Origin of the sequence: Veillonella parvula DSM 2008, from assembly GCF_000024945.1 — a bacterium.
Taxonomy (GTDB): domain Bacteria; phylum Bacillota; class Negativicutes; order Veillonellales; family Veillonellaceae; genus Veillonella; species Veillonella parvula.
On the sequence record NC_013520.1, the window covers coordinates 1,527,143 to 1,552,426 of the forward strand.

The 25,284-nt window shown below is 39.0% G+C and carries 17 protein-coding genes; 4 read left to right on the plus strand and 13 right to left on the minus strand.

What is annotated here, in order from left to right; all coding sequences use genetic code 11:
- Position 1: 1 nt before the first annotated feature.
- The 7 genes from VPAR_RS06775 to VPAR_RS06805 all read right to left on the minus strand — a co-directional run bounded on the left by VPAR_RS06775 (position 2) and on the right by VPAR_RS06805 (position 14,214).
- Entirely contained in the window at positions 2-5,080 is a 5,079-nt protein-coding gene (locus VPAR_RS06775) for a TonB-dependent receptor domain-containing protein (protein WP_012864671.1), read from the minus strand.
- 186 nt (positions 5,081-5,266) lie between these two features.
- Positions 5,267-10,288: a TonB-dependent receptor plug domain-containing protein gene (locus VPAR_RS06780; protein ID WP_012864672.1), complete on the minus strand. Its 5,022-nt coding sequence runs from the start codon at positions 10,286-10,288 to the stop codon at positions 5,267-5,269.
- 231 nt (positions 10,289-10,519) lie between these two features.
- Positions 10,520-11,410: an AraC family transcriptional regulator gene (locus tag VPAR_RS06785; RefSeq protein ID WP_042466803.1), complete on the minus strand. Its 891-nt coding sequence runs from the start codon at positions 11,408-11,410 to the stop codon at positions 10,520-10,522.
- A 257-nt stretch (positions 11,411-11,667) separates the two neighbouring features.
- Positions 11,668-12,063: a YbaN family protein gene (locus VPAR_RS06790; RefSeq protein ID WP_012864674.1), complete on the minus strand. Its 396-nt coding sequence runs from the start codon at positions 12,061-12,063 to the stop codon at positions 11,668-11,670.
- Positions 12,063-13,430, minus strand: a complete 1,368-nt coding sequence (gene ulaA / locus VPAR_RS06795; RefSeq protein WP_004698733.1) for a PTS ascorbate transporter subunit IIC — start codon at positions 13,428-13,430, stop codon at positions 12,063-12,065. The genes VPAR_RS06790 and ulaA overlap by 1 nt, the downstream gene beginning before the upstream one ends.
- A 31-nt stretch (positions 13,431-13,461) precedes the next feature.
- On the minus strand, positions 13,462-13,737 hold the full coding sequence (locus tag VPAR_RS06800; RefSeq protein WP_004696686.1) for a PTS sugar transporter subunit IIB: 276 nt from the start codon (positions 13,735-13,737) through the stop codon (positions 13,462-13,464).
- Positions 13,738-13,758: 21 nt separating this feature from the next.
- On the minus strand, positions 13,759-14,214 hold the full coding sequence (locus tag VPAR_RS06805; RefSeq protein WP_004696688.1) for a PTS sugar transporter subunit IIA: 456 nt from the start codon (positions 14,212-14,214) through the stop codon (positions 13,759-13,761).
- 251 nt (positions 14,215-14,465) lie between these two features.
- On the opposite strand from VPAR_RS06805, the gene VPAR_RS06810 reads away from it, so the two are divergent.
- The 3 genes from VPAR_RS06810 to VPAR_RS06820 are packed head-to-tail and all read left to right on the plus strand — an operon-like array spanning position 14,466 to position 17,272.
- Positions 14,466-15,473: a FecCD family ABC transporter permease gene (locus VPAR_RS06810; RefSeq protein ID WP_012864675.1), complete on the plus strand. Its 1,008-nt coding sequence runs from the start codon at positions 14,466-14,468 to the stop codon at positions 15,471-15,473.
- A 26-nt stretch (positions 15,474-15,499) separates the two neighbouring features.
- Positions 15,500-16,246, plus strand: a complete 747-nt coding sequence (locus VPAR_RS06815; RefSeq protein WP_012864676.1) for an ABC transporter ATP-binding protein — start codon at positions 15,500-15,502, stop codon at positions 16,244-16,246.
- Positions 16,247-16,267: 21 nt separating this feature from the next.
- On the plus strand, positions 16,268-17,272 hold the full coding sequence (locus VPAR_RS06820) for an ABC transporter substrate-binding protein (RefSeq protein WP_012864677.1): 1,005 nt from the start codon (positions 16,268-16,270) through the stop codon (positions 17,270-17,272).
- Positions 17,273-17,502: 230 nt separating this feature from the next.
- Here VPAR_RS06820 and VPAR_RS09655 read toward each other — a convergent pair whose 3' ends face one another.
- From VPAR_RS09655 to VPAR_RS06840, 5 genes are all read right to left on the minus strand, one after another.
- A complete protein-coding gene (locus VPAR_RS09655; RefSeq protein ID WP_004697552.1) occupies positions 17,503-17,676 on the minus strand; it encodes a hypothetical protein in 174 nt (57 codons plus the stop codon).
- 429 nt (positions 17,677-18,105) lie between these two features.
- On the minus strand, positions 18,106-19,104 hold the full coding sequence (locus tag VPAR_RS06825; protein ID WP_012864678.1) for an inorganic phosphate transporter: 999 nt from the start codon (positions 19,102-19,104) through the stop codon (positions 18,106-18,108).
- Positions 19,097-19,726, minus strand: coding sequence for a DUF47 domain-containing protein (locus VPAR_RS06830; protein ID WP_012864679.1), 630 nt, complete (start codon positions 19,724-19,726; stop codon positions 19,097-19,099). The genes VPAR_RS06825 and VPAR_RS06830 overlap by 8 nt, the downstream gene beginning before the upstream one ends.
- Positions 19,727-19,999: 273 nt before the next feature.
- Positions 20,000-21,469, minus strand: a complete 1,470-nt coding sequence (locus VPAR_RS06835) for a [FeFe] hydrogenase, group A (protein ID WP_012864680.1) — start codon at positions 21,467-21,469, stop codon at positions 20,000-20,002.
- A gap of 132 nt (positions 21,470-21,601) precedes the next feature.
- Complete coding sequence (locus VPAR_RS06840) at positions 21,602-23,617, minus strand: ABC-F family ATP-binding cassette domain-containing protein (protein ID WP_012864681.1); 2,016 nt, start codon at positions 23,615-23,617, stop codon at positions 21,602-21,604.
- A gap of 112 nt (positions 23,618-23,729) precedes the next feature.
- Between VPAR_RS06840 and VPAR_RS06845 the strand changes: the two genes are divergently transcribed.
- On the plus strand, positions 23,730-24,050 hold the full coding sequence (locus VPAR_RS06845) for a hypothetical protein (protein WP_012864682.1): 321 nt from the start codon (positions 23,730-23,732) through the stop codon (positions 24,048-24,050).
- Between the two features lie 43 nt (positions 24,051-24,093).
- Here the strand turns inward: VPAR_RS06845 and VPAR_RS06850 are convergent, their stop codons facing one another.
- The gene (locus VPAR_RS06850; protein WP_004697560.1) at positions 24,094-25,248 is read right to left on the minus strand and encodes an MGDG synthase family glycosyltransferase; all 1,155 of its coding nucleotides are present in this window, start codon (positions 25,246-25,248) and stop codon (positions 24,094-24,096) included.
- Positions 25,249-25,284 lie beyond the last annotated feature (36 nt).

Here is a 25,284-nt window from a genome sequence, read left to right on the forward strand (position 1 = left end):
ATTAGAACCTGTAGGTCCCTTGAATTCTTGTATAATCGCCTAACTTAAAGCTTTCACTACCATATAAAGTGTCTCGTTTATTAGTGCCCTTCGCATCAAATGTATAGAATGCTTCAAGGAGCAAGTCCTTGCGCGGTACATAGCCGGCACCAAATGTAAAGCTGCGAACACCATCTAAATAACGATCAGGTACTGCACCCGTACCATTACCACCGAAGAAGGAACCATGTTCAAAGTATTTGTAATCGATGAACGCATTCCAAGATTTCGGAACATCTAAATCAGCACGCCCAATATCTAGACGAGCCATCCAGAAGTGTGGTGTGCCGCCCATTTGGTGACCTTTTAGAGTAAAGTCTGCTGTACCACGTTCATGTTGATATACGGTATTACCATTGAGGTAACGTCCTAAGTTAGAACGATTTTGACCGTAATCAACCGTAACAGCTGCATTAGCACCAAGTTGATACTTAGCACCGATACCAAATACATGAGCTACATTGGAGAAGCTGTATTCATCATTACTGTTTCCATTAGCATTTAAATATGTATGTGTTTTACCGCCAAAGGAACGTAAGTACCAAGCTTGTAAACCAAGACGAGCACCAATTTGTTTCTTGTATTGAATAAATGCGGCCTTATCGATGGCTGGTACAGTATCTTTTTCAAGAACTACACCTTCTGTTCTGATCAAGTTGCCAATGACCTTACCGATTGCTTCGCGTGGTAATTTATTTTCAGACTCTGCGTCATGTACAACTTTTTCAAGATTATACATATAGTTATACATAGCATTTGGCATGCCCCAACCATAATAAGAACCACCTTCGCCATAATCGCTGGAAGACATTGTAAAGTTCTTCTTATATAAGGCATCTTTAGCATCATAATCACTAAATACGTATTTACCACTATCGTATTTGTAAGTCTTTGCACCTAAGGAACCAGTGAATTCATAATCACTTGATGGTTGACCATAGTAATCATAAGATTTCTTAAATGTACCATCAGCTTGTTTTACCCAAACTTCATCAAGCTCACCATTGTTATAATTACTCCAATTATCTTTTGCATTATATTTAGCAATTTCTGAAATGGATTGATTAATCTCATTACTATGTTTATCAACATAACCCTTTGGATTCAACAAAGCTTCTTTATTATCAGTAGGTACGATAAGGCCTTTAGCCTTATCTTTTAGATATTCAGGGTATAACGGAGAGTTCACATTATACATAAGATCACCAGTCTTATAGAGTTTTTCCCCTGTTTTCTTATTAGTAATTTCGTACATTGTATATCCACCAGATGGAATATCGAGGGAGAATTTCTTCTCAGCCATCTCTGTAGGATACGCTTTTGTAAGAATATCTTGTAAACGACTCATAACTTGAGCTTGTTTTTGTTGTATTTCTGCTAACTTAGCATTAGCCTTTTCAACTTCTTGATCGCGGTTTGGATTACTCCAATTTAGGTTTAATGTAGCCTTATAAGCTTCGTATTCAGCTTGCAAGTCTTTGAGCTGTTGATAGAAGTAGATACTATCTGTCTTACCTTTATAGGTGGAATTATATATACCAGTTGGACTATCTGGAGCTGCCGGATCTGTTGTAGTCTTCTTCTCACCATCAGAACCAGTTTTAGTAGCACTCTCAATATCATATGGATAATCATCACGATTAATACCAATCAATTCAGCTGCTGTTGGAGGTCTGTAAATAACTTTATGTTCTGCATGAGTATACGCAGAATCAGTAATACCCGTGCTATGTTTAAAAGTACCAACCCCGATACGAACTTGAGAGTCATGGCCATTCCAAACAGCACGAACGCCATCATAAGATTGACCAAACCAGTAACCACTAGCACCCATAGGCTCGGTTAAGCGGCCCACTGATACATCCCATTTTTTAACTCGTCTTGTAAGATCAACAGTATCGAGTCGTTGATGGTTGAGACCTTTGGAATCAGATTTTGTCCAGCTTGTATCTACTCCACTCATACCACTCATGCTGCCAATAACCTTGAGGTTTGTGAACTCATTGAGTCGAGCATCAAAGCCAAGACGTAAGCGTTGTTCAAAACTATGACGATTAGCATCGTACATATTGGCTTTTGCAGAACCGATAGCAGAGTTTGCTCTAAATGGAGATTGCGGTCTATTAGAACCATCATGTGCCATCCAACGCGCTCTATAGTCGCCAACCATTGTAATACCACGTTCTTTAGTAGTATCAAAATCAGAACGAATAAAGTCAGTTAAACGAACTACATCAGCTACGTTTTGTACACCAGATTCAGAATTTACCACTTCACCATTAGCTACATTAACCCCTGTAGCATTAACTTTTGAACCATCCTTAGTTTTGCCGATGGCCGTAGTTTTACTACTATCGCCACCACCAAATTTAAGGTTAACACCCATGCGGTATACGCGTTCTTGTGTAGCACGATCATCATCTCGATGGTTAAAGATATTGTTGATACCGAAATACATCATGGCGTTTTTATTGAAACGTTTTTGAATCATTACATTCCAAATGCCAAATGTTTTCTTTTCATACATTTGTTTCTTATAAACGCCTGCATCACCAGACAAGATATCTGGCCAGTAGTTACCACCGTTATTAAGAGTATTACTATCAAGCATATTGATATAGTAATCACCCCAGATGGAGCCATTCCAACCGGATTTAGGGTTATCATAAGTAATACCAATATCAACTTTGTGCATTGGTTTATCCAATAATTGACGTGGCATGGATGGATCGCTTTTGTTGATGGCGTGTAAATATGTATAACCTAATTTACCAGACCAATATTTGCCGAATTTTTGTTGTACTTCCGCTTGCAACCCTGTAATTTCAGCTTTACCAATATTTTTAAAGCTGTAAATCATATCCGGTGCACGTTGGTATTTCGCATCACCTTTGAGATATGGTGCGAAGTCCATAAAATCACCAGTGAAGTATACAGACATATAGTTCTTAATACGGTTATGGAATACACCTACGCGTGCATATGTATTTTTATTTTCACCCTCCAAGCTCATGTCGAAATTGACCGATTTTTCTGGTTTCAAATTAGGATTGCCAGCCCAATACCAACCGAGTTTTGCTACCCCAATCCCTACAGGGTTAGAAGCGTACATTTCCCAGTTATACCACAATTCGCCCATACCAGGCTCTGTATAACCGGTACCTACATTGGCTTTAAATCTGCGATGTGTATTACCTTTAACGTTATATGTCATGCCCAAAGATGCAGATACGTTAGAACCAAACAAGCTACTATTGTCGAAGCGCACAATTGGAGACAATGTTAAATTCTTATTAACTTGCCATGTATCAGAAATGTAAGCGTTTATTTTACGAATCGTACCACTACCAGTAGTCAAGCGTTGATCGCGATTACGGTACTCTTCCAAGAAAGCCTTACCATTTAGCTTAGGCGCTTTCTTACGCATTTCTGGATCGTTAGACTCACCATATTTAAAATAGTCACCTACGATGTTTGCACGATGTGCCGCCATTTCAGGATTTTCCGATTTCAACCGATTTTCCAAAGCATAATATCGCTTCTTGAATTCATCCGTTACCGGTTGATTATTCGGCGATGTGCTTGACCATTCACTAAGTCTGCTTTCCGATAAACCATAATTCACATAATCATCGTACGTAATGCCCGGCTTTTGTGCCTTTGTTTCAGCCCCATAGTATTCATAATCCATATCCCATTGCGGCATGCCGCCACCGGAATTAATGAATTTATAGTCATGGATGTGAGAGTAAACTTTAACACTATTATCGCCTTTACGTCGCACGAGACGATCAAGGCGGTCTACTAACAAGCTTTTATCGTAATCCCATGGATCAATGTACATCGTACTTGTATTAGGAGAACTCTTCAAGCGACTACCAGAACCTTCTTCACGAGCATAGCTAACACCATAGCTTAGCAAATGATTTTTATTGACTTGCGTATTAGCATTTACTCGAATATCTAATTGACGATGATCGATGTTATCGATATAACGCAACTCATTAGAGCCTTCATAAGCGGAACGACCTGTATAGTTAATGAGCGCTACGTCATTTTCTTTAATACGAGAGTAATTAGTTTCTACAGTCCAGTCACTCTTTCCAGCTCTAGAGGACCATTGCAGGTTAGCTGTATTACGATCTGCCGTACGTTTGAAGTGTTGTTGTGGCTCTAAGTCAGAGTCGGAATGCTTAACATCGCGTACAAGATCTTCCGTGTACCGATTAAGTCGCAATTCCACCTTATTTTTATCATTTGCCTCGTAGGTCGCTACAAGGCCGATATCTGCCGCATCACCATAGTAACGAAGTACATTTGGCTTGAAGTTATGTTTTGCATAATCAAAGGCCATCCCAGAGGCACGACGTTTAACAGATGCTAGAACAGGCATAAGATCTCGTTTACTACCTGATAAACCAACCTTTAACTTGCCCATTTGACCAGAATCAGCACGAATGAAGAAGTTTTGGAATGGAAACACATCACCATCGCTCTTGCGACGCATGCCTTCAGCATTAAATTGTACAGATGGTTTCTTTTGTGCTTTTTTAGTGATGATATTAACTACACCACCTACTGCATCGGATCCGTATTTAGCACTGGCCGCACCTTGAATAACTTCAATTCTCTCTACGTTCTCTGTGCCTAAACGTTGTACTTCATCTGCCGCACCAGAGTACTTATCAAAATCACCTAGCACAGGTTGACCATCTACGAGGATGAGAGTGTGACGCGCTTCTGCACCGCGAATGGACACGCCCACACGCCCCATAGCATCAACTGTTCTAGATACGCCTGTTTGCGTAAAAATAATATCTTCAACGGACTTCGCCTGTTTCTTTTCAATCTCTTTCTTGGTAATGATTTGCACTTGCTGTGAGTTCAATTTTGCTTCTTCCTCTGCCCATGTGCCTTTCACATGAACAACATCTGTAGTGACAGTTGCATTATCTGCCCAAACCACTAGAGGCGCGCTAAGCCACAAGGCAACTGCACTAGACAGGATTATGGTACGCTTTGTATGTCCCCACCGGTTCATTATGCCCTCCTAAACTTATAACTAAACATATGTCTTGTATCTCCCACACAAAAATTAAAAAGATACACTTCACCAACATTAATGACATTGAATATCATTCACATTTTAATGTTAGCAAAGTGTATCTTGCATATCTACTCCGAATAGACCAAAAATATACGTTTCGGACAAATCGGATATAAATTTTTAGAATTTATACGTCATTTGGAAACGAGTATAATTCCCAAGTTTAAAGTTTTCAGATCCATATAAGGTATCTCGTTTATTGATCCCTTTTGCATCAAATGTATAGAATGCTTGTAAAAGAAGATCTTTAGTTGGCACATAGCCACCACCAAAGGTAAAGCTCTTAATACCATCTAAGTAACGGTCAGGAACAGCCTCTGTACCATTGCCACCAAAGAAGGAACCATGGGCAAAGTATTTATAGTCTACATAGGCATTCCAAGAACCAGGTTTATTCATATCGGCACGACCAACATCAAAGCGCAATGCCCAGAAATGAGGTACACCACCTACATCACGGCCCTTGATATCGAATTGAGAGGATCCAGCCTTATGGTCATAATGAGTATTGCCATTCATGAAGCGACCAAAGTCACTACGGTTTTGTCCATAGTCGAAGGAAACACTTACATTATGATTTAATTGATACTTAGCTCCAACGCCGAAAACATTAGCCATATTGTTGAATTCATGCACTTCTGTAGCATTACCATTCGCCGTATAGAAGCGATAGTCACTACCGCCAAAGGAGCGTAAGTACCACGCAGCTAAGCCAAGTCGAGGTGTTACCATATGTTTAACTTGAACATAGGTAGCCTTTTCAATTGGTGGAATTGTATCCCGCTCCAATACGACACCTATTGAAGGAATAACAGCACCTGTATATTTGCCTAGCGCCTCTCTCGGCAAACGACTGTTTCCGTCCGCTTTTTCAAGCATTCGGGCCAAGCTATTAAAGTACGAAGCTATCATAGAAGGATAATAGGCACTTCCTTTTACGTTAATAAGACCAGACGTGCCGGAGTCGTTAATATCAACGACATTCGCCTTATAAATAGACTTGTCCAGCCCGTCAAAGGCATTATCTTCAAATTTCATCGTATACGGATTATTGCCGAAGCTATAGGTTGCTATATCTTTCGCCTTGGCACGATACGCCTCCACGATAGCCGCCTTATTCTGATTGTACCAATTTGAAATAAACGTTTTTCCGCCATTGGAAAGAACAGTGGTATCACTCAACTTCATTTCAAACAATGGGTTTTTCTTATCAAGCCCAATCGTTCCGGGTGCTATTTTCTGAGTGAAAGTACGTTCGTCTTCATACCATTGTTCATCATCTTCATCATAGTATCGCGATTTATAAGAATACGTTACTGACACATCAGGCATCTTAATCGATACAGTCTGTTTAGCCGCATCCGCACCATAAGCTTTCACCGCGATTTCCTGCATCCGGCGCAACACATCAAACTGCGCAGCTCGCAACGGTTCCCGTTCTTTCGCCACACGAGCTTCCACATCCGGTAAAGATGCTTCCAACTTTGCCAACTCCGCTTTTAATGGAGCCAGTTGATCCGCGGACATGCCGTCAATAAATTCTTTAGACCAGATATCGGAAGTCATATCGTCGATTTTCTTCTTTAATGTACCTACCTCCGCATCTAAGGTGCCTTCCTTATCGCGCAAGGCTTTTAATTGCTGGTAGAAATTAATAGTATTCCCTGCATTTGGTACGATGAGTTCCTTATTGGCACCGTCCGAATCCATAGTAACACCTAAGAATTCCTCTACCGTTGGAACCCGTTTAAAATGCGTATAAATAGCATGAGTATAAGCACTGTCGCTAATTCCCGTACTATGTTTAAAGGTCCCCACACCGATACGGACTTGAGTATTCTTATTCGTCCAAACACTACGAAGGCCGTCATATTCTTTATTAAACCAATAACCTGTAACCCCCATAGATTCAGTAATACGACCAACACTATGATCCCATTTAGAACCGTGATGTGTTACATCTAGTTCTTCGAGACGTTGATGATTAAAACCTTTAGAGCCTTCTGTTTCATGACTGCTATCTACACCAGCTTGGCCAGAAGCACTACCCACAACACGTACATTCGTATTATCATTAATACGAGCATCGACACCGACACGTATACGTTGATTCAAGCCATGTTCCTTGCGGTCCGCCAGATTCTTTGCGGCCTCGTCGGATACGTAACTTGTAGCAGTCACCCGCGTAGCAGGACGATCAGATCCAAGATGACTGTCATTACGTACACGATAATCACCTACAAGTTCCATACCTCGTTTTCTGTCTGTATCGAAAGGACGCGTAATAAAATCCTGCAGCATAACCGGAGGTAACGATTCAAACTGCTCCTTCGTAAGTTTCGTTTTACTTTCACCTGAACCGAAACCGAATTTCATATTTAATCCGATACGATATACTCGAGCCGATAAAGCCCGATCATCATCACGATGATTAAAGAGATTATCAATACCGAAATAGATTCGTGAATCCTTATCAATCTTCTTTTGAATCATCAAATTCCATATGCCATAAGTTTTATGTTCATACATATCGGCGGTTTTTCTATTATTCAAATTATATCTGATAACGGAACGATCGGAATTATTAGGATCAATATAAGATACCATATAATTACCGCCACCAGACAAGGAGTTACTATCCAGCATATGAATATAATAATCTCCCCACAGACTACCGCTCCATCCGCTAGCCTTATCCTCAAAATCCACACCGATATCCACTTTATGACGAGGTTTATCCAGTAATTCACGAGGCATATCTTTATCGCTCTTATTAAGCGCTCGTAAATACGTATATCCCAAACGGGCCTTCCAGTGTTTATTCAAAGTTTGTTTAACTTCAAATTGAAGTCCCGTAATTTGGGCCTTGCCGATATTACGGAAGCTGTAAATCATATCTGGTGCATGAGCAAATTTCGCCGCTCCATATGTGGTAGATTCATCATACTGAGGATAAAAATCCATCAAATATCCCGTATTGTAAATCGACATATAATTCCGAATATTATTATGGAATACGGTTACTTTACCATAGGTATTTTTATTTTCCCCTTCCAAAGAGAGGTCAAAATTCATGGATTTCTCCGGTTTAAGGTTCGGATTTCCGACCCAATACCAACCTAATCGGGCTTCACCGCCACCGATTGTGGCATTTGTAATATTCGGGCCATACATTTCCCAGTTATAATACAGCTCGCCCATACCAGGTTCCGTATAACTGGTACCCACATTAACCTTTAATCTGCGGTGTACATTTCCATGTACATTATGAGTCATGCCGAAATTAAACGACCAGTTGGAGCCGAATAAATCACTATGATCCAGTCTTATAATTGGTGATAAAGTAGTATTTTTATTAACCTGCCACGTATCCTGAATAAAGAAATTCTGTTTCTTGATCTCCGCACGTCCTGCGGTCTGTTGATTAACGCGTTTTAAATACTCTTCTTTAAAATAAGATCCGTTTAATTTCAACTTCGTAGAATCAAAATCCGGTACGGCGCCATAGTAAAAGCTCGGTAAATATGCATCATAAAGTGCTGGATAATACTTACCGTTTTCATCTTTTCGGCCCTCCTTATTAAAATGATAGTCTTCAATAAATTCTTTATTCTCCGCTAATAAACGTTTAGCAAACTGCTGATATCGCGCATAAGCTTCAGGATTCCGTTTTTTCAGCGTACGCTCCGTCACGGGGCCGTCCACAAGCCCCATTGCGGCCGCTGAATCAATCCCCGCCTGGGGATCCAAATATTGAAGATATTCTTCGTAAGTAAATTCCGGCAATGTGTTTGGCTTGCTTTTATCTCCGTTATACCATTCTTTCTCCTTATTCCACTGCTCTACACCGGCCTCGTTTTTTCTGAAAGAATGATCATAAATTGTGGATGAGGGAACACCGTTTTTTACTGCCAGACTTTTATCGTAATCCCAGGGGTCGATATGCCGTTTATAGGTATGAGGCGCATTTTTAAGTCTGCTACCTTCGCCTGTCTCCCGTATAAACCCAATTCCATAAGACAAGAGATGTTTCTTATTGACTTGCGTATCTGCCCCGAGTGTTACGCTCCATTGACGATGATCTACATTATCCACATAGTTTAATGTATTTTTCCCTTCATAGGTACTGTTCCCGTAATCACTGGTTAATGTTACATCATCTTCTTTGGTCCGAGTATAATTCAGCTCCGCTTTCCACGAACTCTTATTGTCCTGACCAGTATACGTCAAATTAAGATTATTCCTATCTAAATCCCGTTTGTAATGAACTTGAGGTTCCAAATAAGAAGTACTGCGCTTTACATATCGTTCCAAGTCTTCATTATACCGATCAATACGGACTCCCAAAGACTGTTTATCATTAATATCATACGTAGCGGCCAAACCTATATTGGAATTTGTACCGTAATATCGTAGGGAATTCTTTAAAAAACCGTGGTCTTCATCATTAGTCATAGCGCTGATACGACGCCGCTCGCTAGCATAAATAGGCATAATATCACGTTTACTACCGTGAATATTAACTTTTAACTTACCTAATGAGCCAGAATCAGCGCGCATAAAGAAATTGGAAAACGGTACGATATCACCGTCGCCTTTAGTTCTACGACCTTCCGCATTAAACTGAAGGCCAGCGGTCTTACGCGGTTTATTGGTAATAACATTGATAACACCACCGATGGCGTCGGATCCGTATTTAGCACTGGCTGCACCTTGAATAATTTCTATACGTTCCACATTTTCTGTACCGAGACGCTGTAATTCATCACCGGCGCCTTGATATTTGGCAAGGTCGCCCATCACAGGCTGTCCATCCACAAGAATCAAGGTATGACGCGGATCCGCACCACGGATAGATACACCGACGCGCCCCATCGAATCAACGGTTCTGGATACACCAGTTTCAGAAAATACAATATCTTCTACGGATTTTGCCTGCTTTTTGACAATATCCTTCTTCGTAATAATCGTCGTCTGTTGAGACTCTTGTTTTGCCTGCTCTTCAGCCCATGTACCGCGAACATGAACCACATCGGTTGTTACAGTCGCATTATCCGCCATAACTACCGGCATTTGCAACCAGCACGCTACTGCGCAGGATAGTATAACATATCTCCTTGCCCGCACCCAACTCCTATTCATTAAATTTCCTCCAGACATATATTTAACCATGCATATAAAAATACACTTTACCACCACAACCAAATGACATTGAAAATCATTTACAGATTTAATGGTAGCAAAGTGTATTATACATATCTACTCCGAATAGACCAAAAACATACGTTTCGGACAATATTTAATTTTCATAGACTATCAAACCTAGCCTAAAGCACAAAATTTCTATCTAGAATAATATAAGATCCAAATTATTTAAACCTTACGATAAGCACTTGGCGTTACACCAGTAGCCTCTTTAAATGCACCCGTAAACTTACTACCATTCTCATACCCTACCGCATTAGCGATTTCTAAAATAGACTGATCTGAGTCTTGTAGCAATCTCTTCGCCGCATTAATACGACATTCTTTTAAATATTGATGTATGGTTGTACCAAATACACCTTTAAAGCAACGTTTCAGGGTGGATGTAGGAATATCAAACTGTTCAGACAAGGAATCAATAGTAATACGCTTCATAAACTGTGTCGATACATATTCACTTACAGCTTTTACAATATCTACCTGTTGCTTTCTATAGGTAGTTCTCTTTTCAGGATTAGCTGTAGAGATAACAGATAATAATAAAAAGATTTCAATCACTTTTAATTTAAAATAGTGCTCCTTTATTTGATCTGGTACATTATATAAACTAGAAAAAATGTGACGAACAGTTTCCGTTTCTTCCATCATCATACCAAAATCAGAATGCTCACAAAATCGATTTGCTAATTCGGTCAAATCTATTCGAGAATCACTAACAAGTGCATCTAATACGGGTTGTGCCTTTTCAACATCTACTAATAATACAATTCCTTTAAATAATTTTGTAGGGAAGTAATTTTCATGTTGGTAAGCGGAGCGTGTATGCCACCCTAACGACATATCCCCTGGACCCATATATAAATACTCACCAGATGTGAACTTGCACTCAATGCGCCCTTCTTCACAGTGATTTATAGCAAACGTCTTGGTATGTGATTTAGCATAAAATTGAATCGTCTCTTGCTTCACATCTAAGAACATCAAATCGATACCGTCAAATATCGTATGTCTTAACATAGATGTTCCAGCATGTGAAACCGCATGATTATGTGGATTCATACTATCACCATATACACAAATACTATAAATATAAACGTTAATATTATATTATAGTATACTTATTGATAGTCATTGTCAACTTCTAATTAATAATAATTCATTTTAGATTTAAAAACACAAGCTAGTTCGTTTTAGTAATTTAAAACAATTAAGATCTTCGTTGAGAGTTATTTTAGTGTACTATAAAATAAGCCTCATGGATTAAACTACAACAATTTAATTCATGAGGCTATATTCAAAACTAAGGATACAAGTTCCTATTTTTTTGTTTTAATAATAAAAGCTAATGCTATGACATGGGCTACCCATATAATGCCCATAACCATTAGAGCAATAGGCATATCTTGACTAAAATAGGCACCAACCGCCATTATGGCACTAACGGATACGAGAATGGACAACTTTGCCCGCAAGGTCAACGCTTTATCGCGTTCATAAGCAGCAACAGTCTTTTGATATAAACTAGATTCCAAAAACATTTTATGGAATCGTTCAGACCCTCGAGCTAAACAAAATAAAGTTAGCATATAAAAAGGAACTGTTGGCAATAGTGGTAATACGATACCTGCTGTACCAAGGCCAAAACTTATTGCTCCAATAGTCAGGAATACATATCGTACTACAACATTACTGTGTTGCTCAGTTGTTTTCATTAATCCTCTTCTACATAATTAATGACTTTACCTTTTGTTTTAATAAAGTTAGGAATAATAAGTACTAAAGCGGCAATAGCTACAATGCCATAAATACCAGCCATACCTACCCATTCATAAGCATTACCTAATACGAGACCCATCACTGCAAAGTCCGCATCACCAAAGGTTGTATTTTGGAAGCCTAATTGACCAAGAACTGGCAACGCCAAAGCTGGCAAGAATGTAATAGCCAAACCATTTAGGAAAGCACCTACCGCTGCGCCACGACGACCACCAGTAGCATTGCCATAAATACCTGCTGTAGCACCACAGAAGAAGTGTGGCACAAGACCAGGAATGATTAATACGCCACCTACAGCACCAAGGATAAGCATACCGATGATACCACCGATGAAGGAACTAAGGAAGCCTAATACAACCGCAGTTGGAGCATAGGTGAAGAATACGGCACAGTCTACAGCTGGAATTGCATTAGGAATAATTTTTGTAGCAATCCCTTGGAATGCAGGAATCAAATCACCTAAGATCATACGCACACCTGAGTATACGATTGTTACACCAACAGCAAAATTCATAGCACTCATAACAGCGTATAAATATGGGCTCATATCACCTGATAAAGTAGCGACAAATTCGGAACCTGCTGCAAATGCCGCAATTAGGTAAAATACGATCATAGTTAATGCTGTAGATAATGTTGAGTCTCGTAAGAAACCCCATTTTTCTGGTATTTCAATATCTTCTGTGCTATCTTCAGCTTTCCCAACATATTTAGCAACCCAAGCCGATAAATAGTAGCCTAAACTACCGAAATGACCAATGGCAATTTCATCACCATCTGTCACTTTGGATGTATAACTTTGACCAATAGCTGGAGAAATGGCAGACCAAGCTCCCATTAAGAAACCACCTACAAGTATGAGTTCCATACCAGATAAACCTGCTGTACCAAGTACGGCAGACATAAGGCATGCCATAAATAAGCTGTGATGACCTGTTAAGAACACATATTTAAACTTGGTGAAACGTGCAATACATAAGTTCATCAATAAGCCTACAACAAGAATAGACATTGTTTCAACGCCAAGTACCTTTTGTGCAACAGCTACGATAGCTTCATTATTTGGCACTACACCAGTAATATGAAATCCATGTTCAATCATTTTCCCCAATGGGTCAAGATTACTAACGATAACACCCGCACCTGCAGCTAACATTAAATACCCAAGAATAGGTTTTAATGTGCCCGTCATTATTTTATGAAACGGACGTTTCAAAGCGATCAGGCCTATACATGACATAATACCAATCAAAAGTGCTGGTTGAGACAGCACATCACGCAAGAACTCTAATACCATTTCCATGGCACTACCTCCTATATATAATTGTTACATATTATTGAGCCGCTTGTTTTAATGCTTCAAGAACATCTTCTGTAATCTTCTTTTTATTAATATAGCTACGAACAATAGCAACGTTTTTATCGTCAAATTGTTCAGCCAACTCTTTTACAGTTACGATGAGGTCTGCCTTACGACCTTGAGCCGCGTTAAAATCGATAGATTCAACTTGTGCATCGATACCATTTTCAGCACAAATTTCTTCAATTTTCATTTTTAACATCAAGCTAGAACCAATACCATTACCACATACAGTTAATACAGAAATCATACTTGCCTCCTTCTAAACGTATTATTGCTCGTCTAAATGTTCTGCCAAGAATGCTTGTACGTCGTCAATACTTTCAAAGTCAACGGCCGCATCTAAGAATTCTTCATCCTCAAATAATGTAGCAATATCTGTTAACAATTGAATATGCTCATCTTTATTGGGAGCACATAAGAATAATGCGACAGATACTGGGTCATTATCAGGACTACCAAAATTCAATGGTTTTTCCAATGTCACTAAAGCTGTCCCTACACGCTTAGCACCATGTTCTGGGCGCGCATGTGGCATAGCAAGACCGGGAGCCAATACGATATATGGACCCATTTCGCGAACTACTTCAACCATAGCCTCTGTATAAGATGGATCCGTAAAGCCCGCATCAACCATCAGTTGACCACCATGACGAATTACATCTTCCCACGTTTCGGCGGGATAATGAAAGGATACATTATCCTCAGATAATAAATCTTGTATCAAACTAACACCTCCTAAGCTTACATCTGTACATATAATTCTATTATAGCTATTCTGATAAATTTTTCATATATCAAAATAACAATGAACTTATAAAAATGAATAAAGCTAACATAAGATTTTGCTATTTATAATTTAATGAATCCTCATACTTATAATACCTATACAGGTATTAATATTGTATATATATTGAAAATTCTCTATACTTAGATAAGACTTAGACTACCTAAATAAAAATAGAATAAGGAGATTTTATGCAGACTTCGGTAAAAGTATTTATACTCTGTCTAATCCTCTGTATTTCATTGGTAACAGCGTTACAGTTTGGATCTAAATTTGTACCACTAGACCAAATTATTTCAGCACTTATGTCTATGATTGATGTAAATGCTACAGCATCTATGACTGATACGATTATTACAGATATCCGCTTACCACGACTTATTTACTCTGTTCTAACAGGTATAGGCCTATCACTTGTGGGTCTATTAATGCAAACGGTCACGCGCAATGCCCTCGCAGATCCCTATGTATTAGGTGTTTCTTCTGGTGCAAGCACAGGTGCGGTTTTCGCTATTATCATGGGTGGGCTTCCATTCTTAGGGCAATACAATACACCTATTTTTGCGGCTCTAGGCGCAGTACTTTCAATTATATTAGTACTACTATGTGTTGGTAAAAGTAACAGTCCAGTAAAGCTTATCCTCATAGGCATGGGCATGACCGGTGTATTTTCAGCCTTAACGATGATGATTATTTACGGAGCCAAACACGAAGCACAAGTACGAAGTGCCATGTTCTGGCTACTTGGCAGCTTTGCAGGTATACAATGGGGCGATTTACCATTAACAGCAATTATTGTAACCTTGTTTATGCTATATATCTATATGTTCAACCAAGACCTTGATGTGTTGCTACTCGGTAATCATGAAGCAGCACAAATGGGCCTTTCCGTTAAGCAGTTACAATTAAGCATCGTTATCATATCCTCTATTGTGATTGCCACACTAGTATCAAAGGTTGGTGTAGTTGGCTTTATCGGCCTTATCATCCCTCACCTTGCTCGGATTGTAGGCGGACCTAAGCATAAATACACATTACTATTCAGTGCACTCATCGGTAGCATCGTTATGATTTGGTCAGACGTATTATCGAGAGCACTCTACAGTCCAGAAGAAATCCCTATTGGTGTGCTTACATCTTTATTGGGGGCGCCTCTCTTCATTTGGATTATCATGAATCGTTATAAACACAATGGTTAGTGTATATCATATCTATAGGAGATACTATGTATCAAATTAATCAGCTGTCTTTTTCTTATGAAACAAAAGAAGTGTTAAAGAATATTTCTGTAACATTTCCTACCAATAAAATAACAGCCATAATTGGACCGAATGGATGTGGTAAGTCTACCCTACTTAGCCATCTATATCGACTTCATCCAACAAAAAACAAAATCACATTAAACGGAAAACCTTTAGAGTCTTATAAAGGTCGCGAATTTGCTCAATTGGTAGCAGTCTTAACACAATCTAGAGACGCTATGATTGATGATTTTCTCGTAAAAGATATCGTTCTCATGGGACGGTATCCGTACAAACAACACTTTGGCACCTATAGTTCTGAGGATGTTAAAATTGCAGAGCATTATATGAATGAAGTAGGAATCACCCATTTAGCAAATGAAGAAATTCATCATTTATCAGGTGGTGAGAAGCAACGCGTATTTATTGCTAAAGCCTTAACCCAGAAACCTCAAATACTTCTTTTAGATGAACCTACTAATCATTTAGATATGAAGTATAAAGTGGCACTTATGAAGCAATTGCGTGCTTTTAAAGGCACTACGATCGTAGTCCTTCACGACTTAAATCTAGCGGCTCAATATTGCGATCATATAGTCATCATGAACAATGGAACTATCCTAAAAGAAGGTTCCCCTACCGAGGTGCTCACACCTGAAATTCTTGAACCAATTTTTGAAGTTCCTTTTAAAACCTCTTGGGATGAAGGGCGCTATCATTTATATTATTAATTAGTAAAGAAAGGACTTACTATGTTTCAGAATTTAAGAAAGTCAAAAAAATTATTATTAATCGCTATGACATGTGCTACATTCGCTATTGCTGGTTGTGGTTCTGATACTACAAAAACTACAGCGGATAATGGAACCTCTGTAACATGGAGTGAAACATTTGACGGTACAAAAACAGACTTTGCCGTAAAATCCGCCCCTACTCATGCAGTGTCCATGTCGCAAGCAACAACGGAAATGATGTTACAATTAGGCCTTGACGACAAAATGGCTGGAACCGCTTTCAAAGAAGAAGAAATCTACCCACCTTTACAAGCGGCTTACGACAAAGTAAAAGTATTATCTGATAAATGGCCTTCCTATGAAGTATTCATGTCCGTAAAGCCTGACTTCGCTACGGGATGGCCTGATTCTTTCAGCAAACGAGCTATACCTGCTGACAAAATGATTTCCCAAAAGGTTAATATTTGGATCCCTGAATCCATGTTATCTACTAAAGCTGACCTAGAAACCAACTTCAGCGACATGATTAAATTGGGTGAGATTTTTGGCGTAAAACCTAAAGCTGAAGAATGGGTTGCTGACCAACGAAAAACCTTGGCAGCTATCCAGAATAAACTAAAAGACTTACCTCGTAAACGCGTTTTTATTTATGACTCTGAAGACGGTCAACCATTCACAGCATTCGAAGGTTATACTACTAACATCTTAAAACTTATCGGTGCTGATAATGTAATGAGCGGCTTAGGCGTTGATAAAACATGGGCTAAAGGTTCTTGGGAAACAGTAATTGCGCAAAACCCTGACTATATTATTATCGCTGACTATGGCAATTCTATTCGCAACGATGATGATTTCCAACAAAAAATTGAAAAGATCAAGGCTAACCCTCAACTTCAAGATATCACAGCCGTTAAAGAAGGTCACTTCATTCGTGTAAAACTTTCTGAAATCACTCCTGGGGTACGTACCGTTGATGCTCTAAAACGTTTAGCTGAAGAAATTCACGGCATCAAAGTAGACTAATTTAATATAACAAAATATAGAGTAATATGTATTATGTATTGTATATTATATATAACGAAAAGGTCCCAATTCAAATGAATTGGGACCTTTTCGTACTGCTTGTATTGCACACAGCATATTGTTTTAGAGAGTAAAGATGTGTTGTAGTTGAAAGATTTAGAAATAATGAATTATTGTAAAATAGATTTAAAATGTATTAAATTGTATATGCTGTGACAATGCCTGATTATTTATACTTCTCGGCTATATTGTTGCCTATATCGTTTATCATTATTTGCCTTAATAGCCATAATCAATGGCTTTAGCGAAAGAAACTCTTCATCACTAAGTCGAAAGGTTCTACCAATACGTTTAATAGGATTACGTGGGCGCCCGGCACCGCGTCTAGATCCACCCCATGCCATATACATACCTCACTTTCCACTTGAAAAACTCCTTCTACCGATAGTATAACCTCCGATACATAAGTATGCAATAGCCATTCACTTTAAATAACCTTTTAACAGCCTATAAACAAGTAATAAACTTCATTTATTAGTAAAATGCATAATCAATAAAACACATATTTATAAGTATTTTCCCCTATTCAACTTGAATTGTAACATTAATGTTGCCAAATATAGATAAATCTCTTTTATAGAATATAGTATTTACAAATCAGTTTATTTCTATATTTTTAGATTATTTAGAAACTATCACGTACATATATAATAAATAGAATTTTAAAATAGAAAAGCAAATTATTTATAAATATGACAATATAGCAAAAATATTTTGATAAACAAAAAAGACTGCTTTTGCAGTCTTTTTTACGGTAATAAAAAATATATGAATTAGCCAAATAGTAAGTGACCTACTTCATAAGCAATAGCGGCAACGATACCAGATAATGGAATCGTTACAAACCAAGCCATAACCATAGATCTTGCTACACCCCAGTTGACTGCTTTAATACGTTTAGAAGAGCCTACACCTAGTAAAGAACCACTTACTACGTGTGTAGTACTTACAGGCAAATGTAAAAATGTAGCTGTAAAAATTGTAATAGCAGAATTTAGATCAGCTGCAAACCCATTAATAGTTTCTAGTTTGAAAATCTTAGTTCCCATTGTAGAGATAATTTTCCAACCGCCTACAGCAGTACCCATAGCCATTGCAGTAGCACAACAAAGTTTTACCCAAATCGGTACATCTAATGTATCGATGAAACCACCGCTAAGTAAGGTTAATGTGATTATCCCCATCGCTTTTTGTGCATCATTAGAGCCATGAGAAAATGCCATCATAATTGCTGATACAATTTGCATGGATCTAAATCGATCATTCAAAACAATTGGAGAAAATCTACCGAAAATAAGCAACAATATCTTCATCACAATGTAGCCACCAATCATGGCTACAATCGGAGATAAAATAAGAGACAAAAAGATTTTTAAAATCCCCGCCTCATTCAAAGCGTCAAATCCTACAGACCAGCCCACAGCACCAATGATACCACCAATCAAAGCATGGGATGAGGAACTTGGGATTCCCCAATACCAGGTTAAAAGATTCCATGTGATGGCACCGATAAGGGCTGCAGAAATAATACCACTATCGATAAGGGATGGCGACATTACTATATCACCACCGATAGTCTTTGCAACACCTGTACTAACCATTGCACCCAAAAAATTGAGAGCAGCGGTCATCATAATCGCTTTTTTAGGCTCAATAGCTCGTGTAGAAACAGATGTGGCAATGGCATTTGCCGTATCATGAAAGCCATTGATATAGTCAAAAGCTAATGCTAAAAATACAACTAGCCATACTAAATAATGAGCATCAAGCATACTTCAATACTACCCGGCGGAATGTACCAACCAAATCTTCGCAGCCATCGATTACATCTTCCATAGCGCTAAGGATTTCCTTCCATTTGATAATTTCAATTGGATTCGTACACTCTGTAAAGAGCTTAGCCATTTCTTCATGATAAATATTATCCGCTTCAGACTCAAGTTTCAATACTTGATGAACACGCCCCTCTACCTTCACATGATCCTTTTTAAGACTACCCATATAACCAATGGATTTATTGATATGCTTAACGCATTTAACAACAATTTCACTCATGCGAATAGCACCATCACTTGGTTTTCCAACATGATACATAACCATTTTATCCATGATTTCTTTGATATTATCCAATGTAGTATCCAGTTGGTCAATCAAAAGCTGAATATCCTCACGATCCATCGGAGTGATAAATGTTTTACGTAAACGCTCTACAGTTTCATTTACTAATTCATCGGCAGCTTTTTCCTTTGTATCAATTTCAAGAAATGCCTCTTCCTTAGAGATATCCCCCTTAAACACGCGTTCCATCATTTCCGCACTTTCATAAGTTAGTGCAGCATGTTTTTCCAAAATACTGAAAAATTTTTCTTCTTTTCCTTTTAATTTAAAAGCCATGAAGATCCTCCCGAACCAGTATTGATTGCTTCTATAATAACAATTTAATTATAGCATACTACAGGTAATTCCTAAACCAATTTACCAATCTCTATATTTTAACCCTTATGCGTATATGGCATATATAGAATCTACCTCTGTGAAAGCTTTTATTGACCATATATCCACTATATAAAATAAATAAAAAAGCAGATAGCTGACTAACATATCAACTATCTGCTATATATTTCTTAGCTATCTTTGTGCTTTTTATTAACTAGTAACTATCAACTCTTAGCTATTAGCTTCCGCCGCTGCTTTAGCCGCCTCTGCCGCCTTTTTCAAATTAGGCACAGATGTAGGGCATGTAGCAGGCGTACAAGCGCCATTAGGACCTAAATCTTCAGAACGGTTCACAAAGGTAGTATGTAACATGTGATGTGCTTTGTGGCTCATAGGTTTGCCATCAAAGAACTCAGCATACAATTTTTGGATATCTGGATTATCACAAGCAGCTTTTACAGTTACTTCTGCATCGCGAGTATACAAAGATGCAATACGAGCTTCACGAGCTTTGTCAGCCATCGGTAATTTAACGCGTGGTTGACCACCACCACCGATACAGCCACCACGACAAGCCATTACTTCGATGAAGTCATAATGGATATTTTCTGCACGCATGCGTTCGATGAACTTACGCAAATTACCGGTACCATGAACTGCCGCTACATGTAATGTTTTATCGCCAATCACTACGTCCGCTTCACGCGCGCCGTCCATGCCGCGAATAGCTTCGAATGGAATCAATGTTTGAGGTGCATCTTCACCTGTCGCCATTTTGTAAGCCGCACGCATAGCCGCTTCCATAACGCCACCAGTGTTACCGAAGATGATACCACCACCAGAGGCTTCGCCCATCAATGGGTCAAAAGCAGAATCTTCAAGATCATCGAAGTTGATTTCTTCTGCGCGCAACCATTTTGCAAGTTCCCGTGTAGTAATACAGTAGTCTGTATCGCGCATTTCTGGTGTATTCCAGTATTCCGCGGAGGAATTCATTTCATCGCGACGAATTTCAAATTTCTTAGCTGTACATGGTGTTACTGCAACGGCCACGATTTGTTTTGCATCAAGGCCCATTTTTTCAGCAAAGTATGTTTTTTGTGTAGGCGCTTGCATAGCAATTGGGCTCTTAGCCGTAGATAGGTTTGGCAAGAATTCTGGATAGAATGTTTCCGCAAACTTAACCCAAGCAGGACAACAAGATGTGAATTGAGGCAATACTGCATCACTATTAATAACACGTTCTAATAACTCAGATGCTTCTTCCATGATAGTCATGTCCGCACCAAAGTTTGTATCAAGGATATAGTCGCCACCCAATTTACGAAGAGCGGCTACCATTTTACCTTCTACAAATGTACCAGCCTCAAGGCCGAATTCCTCGCCCAAACCAACACGCACGGCAGGCGCAGTTTGGAAAATGACGATTTTATTAGGGTCAGCAATAGCTGCTTTTACTTCATCAATTTCAGAGCGTTCATTAATGGAATCGAACGGGCAAATAGATGCACATTGACCACAATGAATACAAATTGGATGATCTCCATTAGTTGTTAAATCATAATAATCAAATACACCCATGTCTACAGCACAAGCTTTACGACATAAGGAGCAGTTTTTACATTTAGTTAAATCTTGTACTAATGCAATATTTCCGTCTTCAATTGGTACGCGACGGTCTAAAAATTGGTACTTACTCATGAGTTCCTCCTACTTAGGTAACGTTGTTATCGTTAATCGTAGAAATTATACTATACATTGTGAGTTTTATCAATAAACTTACACGTAATTCCTTTGCATAGCAGATATTAAAAAATGGCATGATAAAAGGAATTATAGGCGTTCCTCTAATTCCATCCACCGTTCAGTGAGCACATCTATTTGGGCCTGTGTTTCTTCTCGTTCCTCCATCAGTGACTGCATTTTTTCATAATCAGTAGCCACTTGGCTTATCATAACATCGAGGCCTTTTACTAAATGTTCTAGCTTTGGCAATTCATCCATAATTTTGGCATACTCCGCTTCCTCTGCTTTATTGAGGCCCTTCTTTAGTATTGCTTTGAAAGTATCTGTTTCACCAACAGCTACTACATTGTCATTTCCAAAGATATCTGACGTATTTGATTGATTATCAACAGAGTCATCGGTATCAGCCTCTCCACCTTCTACAGCTTGTACCACTTTGGAATTAGCCGGTATATTATCATTTGGCATATAGAATGGGTGCTTGCTGCCACTACTTTCATCAAGAGCATCCTTGTAGTCAGAATAGGAGCCATGAACGATTTCAATATGCCCATCGCCGGTAAAGACAAATAATTTATCCACTACGCGGTCTAGGAAGTACCGATCGTGACAAACTGTAATGATGACGCCACTAAAGGAGTCAAGGAAATCCTCTAATACCTCCAATGTTGGAATATCAAGATCATTCGTCGGTTCGTCCAGCAATAATACGTTAGGGGCGCTCATCAACAATTTTAAGAGGTATAAACGACGACGTTCCCCGCCAGAGAGTTTTCGAATCGGTACACCATGTAATTCTGGGGTAAAAAGGAATCGCTCAAGGATTTGTCCTGCGCTCAATGTAGATCCATCACCGAGTACCATATAAGAGTGGTCCTCACGAATATAATCGAGAACGCGCATATCTTCATCAAATTCAGGTAGCTCTTGTTTAAAATGAGCAATGCGAACGGTCTCACCTTTACCGATAGTGCCTCTCGTCGCTTCGTAGGTGCCATCAAGGATATTCATAAAGGTAGACTTACCAACACCATTGAGCCCTACTATACCGATACGATCATGGCGTACCACGTGATAGGTAAAGTCCTTAATCATAGGACGTTCATCAAAATAAAACTCTAAATGCTCAATATCAAAGATGGTTTTTCCTAAACGTGTCTTCAGCGCAATAGGATCCATTTGATCCGGACGACGGGTTTTCTCCATATTCTTTAATTTTTCGTAACGGTCAAGACGAGCCTTTTGTTTTGTAGTTCTAGCCAGAGCACCACGACGTACCCATTCGATTTCTCGTTTTAAAAATTGACGTCGTTTTTCTTCCGTAGCAGCTTCACGAGCCTCTCGATCAGCTTTCAAGGCAATAAATTCTTCATAATTGCCATCGTATTGATACATATGACGATTTGATAGCTCTAAAATACCATTACATACGGAATCGAGGAAATATCTATCATGGGTACTGATTAATAATCCTCCTTGACGTGTACTCAAATACGACTCCAACCAATCGATACTATCTTCATCCAAATGGTTAGTCGGCTCATCTAGCAATAAAAGATCACATGGATATAGCAATGCTTGCCCCAATGCAAGACGACGCTTTTGCCCTCCTGATAACATAGCTACCTTTTGCTCCACATCAGGAAAGCCCAATTTAGATAAAATAATGCGTGCCTCTTGTTCTACTTGCCACCCGTCTTGTTGATCCATTTGCTCCAATGCATTCATATAGTTACGAGACAATTTAGCATCATCACTACCAGACTCTTGCATTTGGCGGTACTCACGACTAATACGTTCAAAGGCTTTTACCATCTGTAAGCGAGGATGATCTCCATCAAGAACTGCTTCTAATAAGGTAGATTCCGCATCAAAATCAGGTGTCTGCGCTAAGTAATGGATGCTGGCCTTACCATTACGCTCAATGGTGCCTTTATCAGCTTCCATTTGGCCTGCTAATATTTTTAGAAATGTAGACTTACCCGTTCCGTTGATGCCCACAAGACCTAATCGTTTTTCCGTGGTAAAAGTCATACTCACCTCTTTAAACAGTAGCCTTGTGCCATATGATTTCTCTATGTTCTGTAAACTAATAACGTTCATATTCCGCTCCTATTTTGTAATTCTGTTATTTATTATACTACACATTACCATTGACAGTAACAGACGCCCTCAGTAGAATAAACGTAATATATATATTCATGAGGAGGTCCACATGGCGACGGATATGGTTTTAGACTTTTATGAAAGTATCAACTTTGAACTTATCGACATTGATGGGTATGACACATTATTTACTGAGCTCTTAGAGGATGGCACGTATGCAACTGTGTCCGATGATGACGGCTATATGCTAGAGGACTTAAAGACACCAATCGTATTCAATGTGTACGACGATAATGACTCCTTTCAATGGAGTGTTACCCTTGATGACTCTTACCAATTAAAAGATTTATTGGATGGTGCCGAAAGTACGGATACTTTCTTAGTTACATTACAAAAACTTCGACAAGAACATATTGAACAGTATCAATAGAAAAAAGCGATGGCCTTTTAGGTCATCGCTTTTTTTACTCTGATTAGCTAAGAGCCTCTTCAGCTTTTACGAGTTCATCTTGTGTACTAGCATCTAAGATTTCAATGAGACTATTTACGATATCAGCAGCCCCATCCACATGCCATTCGCGAGCACGCTCAGACATTTGTTGTAGTCGCGGAGAATTAATTAACAGTGCAGTTACCACATCTTCTAAGTTGTGAATATCACGAGCCCAGCGGGCACAACCTCGTTGCTCTAATAATTCTGCATTTGCCTCTTCCTGCCCTGGTATAGCATTAAAGAATACCATTGGCAATCCGATTGTAACAGCCTCCATACAGGTCAATGCACCAGGTTTTGTGACGAGCAAAGACGATGATTTCATGAGCTCAGAAATATTAGTAGTATAACCATATACGGTGGTCTTCGTCTTCATAGATTCACTAAGGATAACTAACGATTCATAAAGAGACGTATTTTGTCCAGCTACAACGGTAATTTCACCAATACCATTTACTTCATCTAGATGTTTTAAAGCCGTCTCAAGGGAGCCTAAACCCAAGCCCCCCCCCATAACAAGTACTTTCACAGGTTCCTCTAAGGTATACTCTTCAATAGCATCACGGAAAAAAGATCGACGCACTGGAATACCAGATACATGAATACGAGATTCATCGATACCTGAAGCCACCATTTCAGGTACCATAGACTCTGTTGCAACATAATAAACATCAATCTGTGGATAGAGCCAAAACTGATGACTACTAAAATCTGTCATAATAGCTACTAGTGGTACATCTATATGACCTTGACGCTTTAAAATCGATGCCGCCCCACAAGGAAATGGATGTGTAAAAACCATTACATCTGGCTCTTCTTGTTGTACTAGTTTAAGCATGCGGCTTTTAAGTAGGTACGACAATGCGGTTTGCAGAATGGTACCTCGTTTTTCCCCTTTCGATACGCGATAAATCATATCATAGAGCATGGGGAATACGTCAATCATCTTTATATAGGTACCCTTAATTAAATGCTCTACAGACATAGTTTCTGTATCAAGAAAATCAACATGAGTAATTGATGCTTGTGGCTCTTTTTCTTTCCAATATTCTTCTATGGCTCTTGCGGCTTGCATATGTCCAGTGCCGATTGAGGCGGACACGATGAGAACCTTCCTTGATGTTTCGTTATTCATAATGCACCCTTTCTCTGTGCATTATACCATAAATAG